The sequence below is a fragment of the bacterium genome (assembly GCA_039961635.1).
Lineage (GTDB): Bacteria > 4484-113 > 4484-113 > JAGGVC01 > JAGGVC01 > JABRWB01.
The window spans coordinates 38,679-47,711 of record JABRWB010000019.1 but is presented as its reverse complement, the minus strand read 5'-3'; the positions used below and the strand labels follow the sequence as shown (position 1 = coordinate 47,711).

Here is a 9,033-nt window from a genome sequence, read left to right as displayed (position 1 = left end):
AATCCTGCATCTCGAACGGATCAATCAGGTCCCCGCCGTCCAGCCCTTCCCCGCCCCCTTCCGGCTCGTCGTCTCCGCCGAATCCGGGATCGATCGCCGGGGTGCGCTCCGAGCCGATCGAGCCGCCGGATTGGTTCGTGCCGCCCTCGCCCGCGTCCCGCGCGGACGCGGCGTACTGCTTCCCTTCGCCCCTGCCGCAGCTTGTGAAACTAGCCGCGATCATGGCGAGCACCGACAGGGAGAGGATTATGGCAATCCCAGCCCCCCCCCCATGACCAGATTTGTCAGCCGCTTAACCATTTGCGCTACCTCCAAGAATGTTGAGATTTGCTATCGAAACAGGGGCGCGAGGGTGCCTCCGTGAAACGGATCCTGTCCAAAAGCCCCTTATTCTTCGTGTCATTGCTTCCGCCTCCGGCGGATAGTCCGCGGCCGTCCGAAGCCGTTCGCGTGCATTATACCCCGATCCGCGGAAAAAATCACGCGCGGGGGGAAACAAGCGCGGGTGAAAAACACGCGCGGGTAAAATCACGCGCGCTGAAAAATCACTCGCACGGGAAGGTCACGCGCGGCGGAGTTTTTTGCGAAATCTCGCAATTATATCGGAATACAGGTGCGCAATTACCGGCATTTAACTGCCGGTGCCAAGGCGCTGGACCAGGCTATAATGCGCCGATCAGGCCGCGCTGCGGCATGCTTACCACTCGAAAACGACAGTATCGGCGAATATACCCGGCCGGCTATCCCCTCGCGGGCGCTTCCTTCGCGGCTTCCGCGGGCGGCGGTGCGGATTCCGCGGGGGGTGGGATGGGGGTTTCGCCCTCCGCCGGTGAGGCTTCGCCTTCCTTGGGCAGTTCCGGCATCTGCTGCACGTTCTGGCCGGGCATCAGGTCGTCGCCCCCGCTACCCTGGCGCTCGCTTTCGTAAAGCATAAGAATATTACCGCTGGCGTACTGGATAACGCGGTAAGGCTCGGCAAGCTCCACGAAATAATGCTCCTTGACGCGGTCGTCCTTGTTGACGTAGCCGAAGTCGAAAACGAGATGTGCGCAGGAGTATTTTTTAAAATCGGCGGCCTTCACTTCTACGTCATCCTCGCGCGTCACGCGCACCTGGTAGCTTTCTTCGAGCGTGGGCACGTTGACGCTCATAAGCCGCCAGCCGGAAAGCTGGCCGATGTCGATCTGCCGGACTATCCAGATGAGCTGGTCTATGTCGAAGCTCGCGGGCGGATTGGGAATCGCGTTGTGATAGAAAACGGTTTCGCCCTCGTTGCGCACGAATATCTGGTCGTAGTAATAGTCGGCGGTGAATTTTTTTTCCTCGTCCCCGAACTGGTAGGTCATCCAGCTGAACAAAGGAGTCGCGCCTTCCTTGCGGTAGGCCATCCGGATGACGCGCTGCGGCGGGAACATGTATTCCTTGTCCAACACCACAAGCCGCCCGAATCGCAGGTCGTCCGCCTCGAACTTTCGCACTATCATCCTGCCGCGAAATTCCCGGTCGGCGTCGAACACCTTGTACGTGTAAGTCCAGTTGGGCAGATTGCGGCCCTTGACGAACTCGACGCGGGAGTACGCAACGTCCGTGGAATCCGGGCCGGCGATGTCGTGCCGCGGCGCGGGCGCGATGGACAGGTCCACCGGCTCGTCCTTGCCGCCCTCGGCGACCGGGCCTCCCTTGGCGTTTCCGTCCTCGGGCGGCGCGGTTCCCTCGCTTTGGGCGAAAGCGGCGCCGATCGAGAGCGCAAAAATGAATGCGAAAACCGAAATTAAACGTGAAATCATCGTACCTCGCTATCCGGCGGGAATTCGAACCGCCGGACAATTGGAGAACAGGAGCAGAGTCCCGGCGATTATACCAGCCAGCATCACTATTTGCCAGAAAATGTTGGAGATCCGCTCGCCCACGCAAAGGAAGTCCGACGGGGCGCGGTCGCCGCGAAAGTCGATCGCGGCGAACGTTGCGCAGGGATTGAATTCCCCGGCGCGTTCGCCGCGTTTGACGGTAGGCGCCGCATCGTCCGCGCGGGCGCGCAATCCCGCGCCTGCCTGCTTTGCGGCCGCATCCCCGGCATACGCCGCGTCGTCCGCCGCCCTCTCGGGGCGCTCGGAGCTTCCGACTTCAAGGTAATGACGATCGTCCACCGACACAGGGCATCATTCCGACAGAAAAACCGTACCCGATGTTCAGCCGGAGGACGCATTATAAGCTGGTATACTCGTTTCGTGCACGGAGGAATCGGCTCCGCGCCGCCGGAAGGCGGTGTCGGGCTTCAAATTCTGCTGGCCCTGGTTCTGGTTTTAGGCTCCGCGTATTTCGTCGCGGCCGAGACCGCGCTCGTCGCGCTTCGCGGCAGCAGGCTGAAGCAGCTGGAGGAAATGGGGAATCCCCGCGACCGGTTTCTTTTGCGGCTTACGCGCAAACCCAGCGAATGGCTGGGCGCCGTCCAGCTCGGAATCACGATCGTCAACTTCGTCGGCGGCGCGGCGGTGATCGCTGTGATCGCGCCGATTATCGCGCCGGCCATCGAGAAAATCGCGCCCGGTTACGGGATGGCGATCAGCTACGTACTCGTCACCGTTGCACTGACCTACGTTTTTCTCGTTTTCGGCGAGCTGGTTCCCAAAATGCTTGCGATAGTGTTTCCGGAAAGGATTTCGCGCCTTTCCGCGCCGCTCCTGGTCTTTTTCATTTGGATTACCTATCCGTTCGTCTGGCTGATTTCGGTGTCCACGCTCCTTTTCAGCAGGCCGTTCACGAAAGGCAAGGTGACCCAAAGCGAAGTGACGGAGCAGGAAATCGAGCATATGATCCGCGGCCATGAAGCGATCCCGCATTTCGAAAAAGAACTGGCGCGCCGGATTTTCAAGTTCGGCGATACGCTGGCGCACGAGATAATGACGCCGCGTCCGGACGTCATCGCGGTCGGCGCGGACGCGACGCGCGCGGAGCTCTGCTCGGCGGCGCGCGCTTCGGGCAAAAGCCGCCTGCCGGTGTACAAAGGCAGCATCGACCAGATAATCGGCATCGTCGTGCTGAAAGACGCTTTGCTTGACCCGGAGGCGACGGACGATTCGCCGGTCACGCGCTGGCTTCGCCCTGATATTCCGTTTGTCCCCGAGACATTGCCGATTCTCAGCTTGTACAAGGAGCTCGAGCACGGACGCAATCACTTTGCGGTCGTTATTGACGAGCATGGCGGGACGGCCGGGATTGTTACACTTGAGGATGTGGTCGAGGAGGTTTTCGGCGACATCCAGGACGAGCATGATCCCGCAGGGCTGCTCTGGACGGAAAACGCGGACGGCAGCGTTATCGCGCAGGGAATCGCCGCGGTGCGCCATCTCAACCACGAGCTCGGATGCGGGCTGCCGGAGGGCGAGGGCTACGAGACCGTCGCCGGGCTGGTGATGGACGGGCTGGGCAGGCTGCCGTCTCCGGGCGATGTGCTCCGGCTGGACAATGCCGATATCGAGGTTACTGTCATGAAGGGTATGAGAATTTCAAAGGTGAAAATTACGCCGCGCGCGGGCGAGGCCGCGGGCGCGGCCGGGAGTGACAGGAAATGAGCTTTGCGATTTGCGTTTACGTTCCGGAAGCGATCGTCCTTGCGAGCGACAGCCGCCAGATGATGCAGCTCGAGCGCCGGCCGATAGTGCCGGAGCACGGCCAGGAGCCGAAGGAGCCGCCCCAGAGGATACTGACCGTTGCCACCGACACGGCGGAGAAAGTGTTCTCTTTCTACGACCGCGTGGGCGTGGCCGCGATTGGCGAGCACGTGGTGGACGGCCAGCCGCTCTCCTTCGAAATCCGCAACTGCGTTTACAACGACTGCACCGAGAAGTCGAGCGTCCAGGAAGTGGCGGAGGCGCTTAGAAAGCACTTTCACGACATCCATCCGAACGCGAAGGCGCAGTTTCTGGTGGCCGGATTCGAGGAAGGCGCGGGCACGCCGTTTCCGGAAGTTTACAGCGTGGTCACGCACCAGAACACGTCCAAGCAGATCAATTTCCACGACGGGAGGCTGATTTACGGCTGCCTTTGGATGGGCGACGGGGACATACTCTCGACGATGCTGTCGGCCACCGAAATCCGGGACGGCTCCGGCGCGCACCACAAAATCGCGCTCCCTTCGCTCGGGTTCGAGGGGATGACGCCGCAGGACGCGCGCGACTTCGCGCGTTTCGCGGTCGGCGTGACCCGCACGCTTCAGCGGTTCCAGCTGCGCCCGAAAACGGTCGGGGGCAAGACGCAGTGCCTGATGATTTTCCCGGACGGCCTTGACTGGGCGGACAAGTGGGATCAGGTCGTGGACGCGGAAACGGAGCAGTAAGCGGGGAATTTACAACCTGCGGAAGCCGCGGAAACGCGCACAAAAAGCGGGTTGGCGGGTATTTACTTTGCAGTTGCGGGAATGCAGTCCGGGTGCTTTATCCGGCCCGCGGTACCCGCGGCGCGTTCTATCAATAACGACATCGGGGTGGATTTGGAATGGCCGGTTTTAGGAATTCCCTTTTCGCGTTTCTGATCGCATTGCCGTTCGCGTTGCTCTCTTGCGGCCAGCCCAAAAGCCGCGTTCCCGAGGAAAAGCTGGAAGCACCCGCGGAGGGATTCACCGCGGAGATACTGGCCGAAATCGCTGCGTTCGAGCCGGCGGAAGATTTCCGCGGAGACAACTCCGTCTTGGAATTGTTAAAAAGCGAATTGGCCAGGCAGATTGGGTCGGGGAGGCTTTTGTCCGAAAGAAAAATCTCGAAAGCTCCGACCGGGGCCGCGGGGACCGTAACCGACCTCTCCGGGACGCAAGTTGGGGAAGGGTTCGAATTGACCTGGACTTATAAAAACACGGGCGATTATGACCAAAGCGGTGAAGTTTCTGTCGCCGATATCACGCCCATCGCGTTGCACTTTCTACACAACAACGGCGCGGGGGCGTTTCCAGACGCCGCCGACGTTTTGATAGACGGAGATGGAAACGGGGAGGTGGGGGTATCCGACGTGACCAGTATCGCGATAAATTATCTCGGCACGGTAAGCGGATACGACATCGAGTACAGCTACGACGGGATTGAATTCGACTGGATCGACTCGGCGTACTTCGACCCTTAATCGGCTCCCACCGGAGGGGGGGCTATTGTTTTCAGTCATTTGATTGCCGCGGCGAGCGACGGCCATTACCGCGTCGTTCCGTTCGACGAAAGCGACGACTCCTACGGAGGCCCAAGCAATGTAATTTCAAAAGGAATCGGAGGTACGCCGACCTCGTTGGGCGGATTCGCCAGCCTAGGCCCGGGGGGAGGGGGAGCGTCCTATTCGGCCGCGTTTCACAATACGAACTCCGATGTTTTTCTTGTGGGCCAGGATGTAGGCGGAATATTCAAAACGACCGACGGCGGGCAGACCTTCAGGCACGTAAACAGCGGTATCACCGGCCCGGATTTCACGACAAGCACATACGGCATTTCGGGCATCTTCGCTGATCCGCTTGACGACGCGGTCTTTTACGCTGCCGCTTGGAACGGGTTGTTCAGATCTGCGGATACGGGAGAAACCTGGACTGCCGTCGCGCCGGCCTTGCCGTGGAATCCCGCGGCGGGCGATGTGCCTTTCGACTGCGTCGCATCCTCCGCCCTTGATCCCAACCTTGTGGTCGCCGGCACCGGCGACTGGCACTATCCCGACACAGGCCAGGGAGTTTACCGTTCGACGAACAATGGAACGAGCTTCGAGCTTGCGGATGCGGTAGGGATAAACGAAGATGCGGTGATCAGCTCGCTCGCTTTCGATCCGGAAACCGGAGAGCTTTACGCGGCGACAAGTGCGGGATTGTTCAAGTCTTCGGACAACGGCGACACCTTTACTCCGGTCGGAGGGCCGTTTGCGCACGACCACGGACACTGGATTTCGATTACGGGAACCGGTTCCGCCAAGAATTTTTGGTACATCCTGCATGTGCTTGGCGACGACGGAGACGTTGCCAACTGGAGCGGAGGAATTTACCGTTCAACCGATGGCATTTCTTGGACGGAGGTGCCCGGAATACCAAAGGAAATCGAGGTTGGAGGGGGGGGAGCTGCTTCGGCCTCAGGGGGCGGCGCTGCATCCGCTGGACAGCTCGATTCTGTACCTGAATTTGCGAACGCACGAATTCCGCGGCGGAGTATGGAAATACGACGGCGCGTGGACGGACCTGACTTCAGGCTGGGTTAACGACACATACGCCACCGATTGGCAGATTTCGCCAGAGGGAATCGCGATATCAAAGTCCGATCCGGCGAAATTGATTTCGTGCAACGATGTTGCGGTTCTTTTGAGCGACGACGGCGGCGCGAGCTGGCGCCAGGCTTCCACAAAAAAGGTCGGTGACAGGTGGATGGGCACGGGAGCGGAGCTCGTTTACGCGTACGATATCGAGAGCGGCGGCGGCGCGCTCTACGGCGCGTTCGAGGACATAGGCCTTTGGCGCTCTGACGACCAGGGGCAGACATGGAAGCAAATCTGGTGGTACACGGACGACACCGGCCAGAGGGTTGACCCAGACAATGACGCGGGGGGCCGGGTGGTTGTCAATCCCGCCGATCCGTCGCGATTTTACTTCACGGCCACCTCATGGAGCGGCGGCATCAGAGAAACAGCAAATGCAAAGGTGTTTCACTCCGTTGACGGCGGAGAGACCGTAGTGGAGATAACTCCTCCATCGTCTGCAGACAATGCGGGTCGACCGGCGATTGATGTTGTTTGGGGGCCGACTCGGCAGTCCGACGTTGTTTATGTCGCGTTTCACGGCGACACGATTTACAAATCGGACGACGGCGGAACCGGTTGGACTGAAATCTCGACGGGAATTCCCGCGGAAAAAAAATCACTAGCGTTCGCGCTCAAGGCGAATCCGGAAAACCCCAGCGAAGTCTACGCGGGACTCTCGACTTGGTTCGGAGAATACGGAGCTTCTGCCGGGCTGTACCGCTCGTCGGACTCCGGCGCGACCTGGACGCAGGCGGCGGGATTCCCGGAAACCGACGTGGCTTCGATAGCCTTCGCGGGATCTCCCAGGCGCTTGTTCGTATCGGGCTGGACGTACGACGGCTCGATTTCGCAAGGCAGGCTTACCGTATCGGACGACGGGCAGGTCTTCACGGAAGTGCTTTCCCAGCCGTATGTAATGGACGTGACAGCTCTTCCGGCTGCGCCGTCCTCGCTTGTCGCGGCTTCAAGCTCGATGTACCAAGCCGGGTCGGGACAGGATGCGGGAATCTACTATTCCGGCGACAACGGCCAGACTTGGTCGAAACTCGGAGGCATGCTGACGCATTCAAGGATTTTCGCGCTGCATGTAATGCCAGAATTTCCAAGCCGTCTGCTGATGGCGACCAGCGGCGACGGCGTGGTGGCGGCTGTAATGAATTAGCAATCAGGGCAATCCTGGCATTTTATATTTGGTTGCAATTGCATGAGCGGCCCATGTAACCGTTCACCGGCCTATGGAGAACCCTGTGCTATCATTTTCAAGTGATTGCGACGGTCGCGCTGTTCGGCCTGCAGGTGGCCAAAGGTCCCAGAAAAGACATCCTTGACTGGGCCGCGGCATGCGCCCTTTCGGGCCGAAGTTCGCACGTCGTGACGCTGAACGCTGAAATGATCGTCCGCGGCGCGCAGGACGTCCGGTTTCGGATGCTTCTGGAGAGGGCGGAGCTGCTTATCGCGGACGGGCAAAGCATCGCAAGGAGCGCGCGGCGCATCGCGGGAGAAGCCGTGGAGGTTTATCCCGGCATCGAATTCGCGTTCGACCTCGTCCGCGAAAGCCGGGAGCGGGATTTCTCCGTCTTTCTGCTCGGCTCCAAGCCGGGCGTGGCGGACGCAGCCGCGGCGAAGCTGCGCGAAACGCTTCCGGGATGCCGCATAGCGGGCGCGCATCACGGCTATTTCCGCGGCTTTGACGAGAAGGTCGTGGAGCGGATAAACGCCAGCGGCGCGAAAGTGCTTCTTGCGGGAATGGGCAGCCCGTACCAAGAGCTTTGGCTGGACGAGTGGCGTCCGAAGCTGTCGGCCGGGCTGGTTGTGGGTGTGGGCGGCAGTTTCGAGGTGTGGAGCGGCGCTTTCCGCAGGGCGCCCGGATGGATTAACGCGGCCGGGCTGGAATGGCTGTACCGTGCGATGCTCGATCCGCGGCGGATCGCGCGGCTGGAGTTCATTCCGCACTATCTTTCGATGGAGCGGGACGAGGCGTTTCGGGCGAAGTTCGATGCGGGTGGAAAGCGGTGAACCGCAGGTGGATCCCCTGCGTCTTACCCTGCTCGCCAGGAACAAGAAATATTATGAATACGGTGTCAGGCAAATGATCAGGTTGGTCGAGGCCTGCCTTACTTACGGAAACATGGTCGGCTCCCTTCGGGAGGTCAATCTGCACATTCCGAAGCAGGACTTCGTCTTTATCGTCGGCCCGACCGGCGGCGGCAAATCGAGCGTGCTCAAGCTCGTTTACCGCGATGTGATCGCGACGTCAGGCAGCGTTTTCGTCTTCAACAAAGACGTGGCCAAGTTGCGGCCGCGCGAAATTCCATACTTCAGACGGCGTGTAGGGGTGATTTTCCAGGATTTTCTTTTGATGCCCAACAAGACCGCATGGGCAAACGTCGCGTTCGCGCTTCAGGTTCAGGGTATGGGCGCGCGGCAGCAGCGCTCGCTGGTTCCGGAGACTCTGGAGCTGGTCGGGCTGGGCGGCAAGTTCGAGCGCAAGCCGGCCGAGTTGTCGGGCGGCGAGCAGCAGCGCCTGTGCATCGCGCGCGCGCTTGTCGGAAGGCCGAGCCTTCTTCTGGCGGACGAGCCGACGGGAAATCTCGATCCGGACACCAGCATCGGCATCATGGAGTTGCTTTTGGACATCAACAGGCGCGGGACGACTGTCGTGGTCGCCACCCACGACGAAAAAATAGTGGACGTGCTGCGCAAGCGCGTCGTCAGAATCGAGCACGGGCGAATCGTAAGCGACACATCCGCGGGGGGCTACCACGATTAGGAGGGCGCGGAAAT

Annotated in this window: 9 protein-coding genes; 6 read left to right on the top strand and 3 right to left on the bottom strand. The window is 60.4% G+C overall.

What is annotated here, in order from left to right; genetic code table 11:
- The 3 genes from HRF49_03330 to HRF49_03320 form a co-directional block, all read right to left on the bottom strand.
- Window positions 1-223, bottom strand: a 223-nt coding sequence (locus tag HRF49_03330; GenBank protein ID MEP0813682.1) for a hypothetical protein, incomplete at its 3' end; no start/stop codon positions are given.
- Window positions 224-740: 517 nt separating this feature from the next.
- A complete protein-coding gene (locus HRF49_03325; protein MEP0813681.1) occupies window positions 741-1,787 on the bottom strand; it encodes a hypothetical protein in 1,047 nt (348 codons plus the stop codon).
- A gap of 9 nt (window positions 1,788-1,796) precedes the next feature.
- Window positions 1,797-2,147 carry a hypothetical protein gene (locus tag HRF49_03320; GenBank protein MEP0813680.1) on the bottom strand — a complete coding sequence of 117 codons (351 nt, stop codon included), beginning with the start codon at window positions 2,145-2,147 and terminating at the stop codon, window positions 1,797-1,799.
- Window positions 2,148-2,228: 81 nt separating this feature from the next.
- Here HRF49_03320 and HRF49_03315 point away from each other — a divergent pair, with 81 nt between their 5' ends.
- The 6 genes from HRF49_03315 to HRF49_03290 all read left to right on the top strand — a co-directional run bounded on the left by HRF49_03315 (window position 2,229) and on the right by HRF49_03290 (window position 9,019).
- A complete protein-coding gene (locus HRF49_03315) occupies window positions 2,229-3,572 on the top strand; it encodes an HlyC/CorC family transporter (protein MEP0813679.1) in 1,344 nt (447 codons plus the stop codon).
- Window positions 3,569-4,336, top strand: a complete 768-nt coding sequence (locus HRF49_03310; protein ID MEP0813678.1) for a hypothetical protein — start codon at window positions 3,569-3,571, stop codon at window positions 4,334-4,336. The genes HRF49_03315 and HRF49_03310 overlap by 4 nt, the downstream gene beginning before the upstream one ends.
- 158 nt (window positions 4,337-4,494) lie before the next feature.
- On the top strand, window positions 4,495-5,112 hold the full coding sequence (locus tag HRF49_03305) for a hypothetical protein (GenBank protein MEP0813677.1): 618 nt from the start codon (window positions 4,495-4,497) through the stop codon (window positions 5,110-5,112).
- A gap of 949 nt (window positions 5,113-6,061) precedes the next feature.
- Window positions 6,062-7,411 carry a hypothetical protein gene (locus HRF49_03300; protein ID MEP0813676.1) on the top strand — a complete coding sequence of 450 codons (1,350 nt, stop codon included), beginning with the start codon at window positions 6,062-6,064 and terminating at the stop codon, window positions 7,409-7,411.
- A gap of 101 nt (window positions 7,412-7,512) precedes the next feature.
- Window positions 7,513-8,265, top strand: coding sequence for a WecB/TagA/CpsF family glycosyltransferase (locus HRF49_03295; GenBank protein MEP0813675.1), 753 nt, complete (start codon window positions 7,513-7,515; stop codon window positions 8,263-8,265).
- A 73-nt stretch (window positions 8,266-8,338) separates the two neighbouring features.
- Window positions 8,339-9,019, top strand: coding sequence for an ATP-binding cassette domain-containing protein (locus tag HRF49_03290; GenBank protein MEP0813674.1), 681 nt, complete (start codon window positions 8,339-8,341; stop codon window positions 9,017-9,019).
- Window positions 9,020-9,033 lie beyond the last annotated feature (14 nt).

Excerpts from the sequence above, each read along its gene's own strand:
- HRF49_03325 (MEP0813681.1), bottom strand. The coding sequence starts at position 1,787 with ATGATTTCACGTTTAATTTCGGTTTTCGCATTCATTTTTGCGCTCTCG.
- HRF49_03310 (MEP0813678.1), top strand. The coding sequence starts at position 3,569 with ATGAGCTTTGCGATTTGCGTTTACGTTCCGGAAGCGATCGTCCTTGCG.
- HRF49_03305 (MEP0813677.1), top strand. The coding sequence starts at position 4,495 with ATGGCCGGTTTTAGGAATTCCCTTTTCGCGTTTCTGATCGCATTGCCG.
- HRF49_03290 (MEP0813674.1), top strand. The coding sequence starts at position 8,339 with ATGATCAGGTTGGTCGAGGCCTGCCTTACTTACGGAAACATGGTCGGC.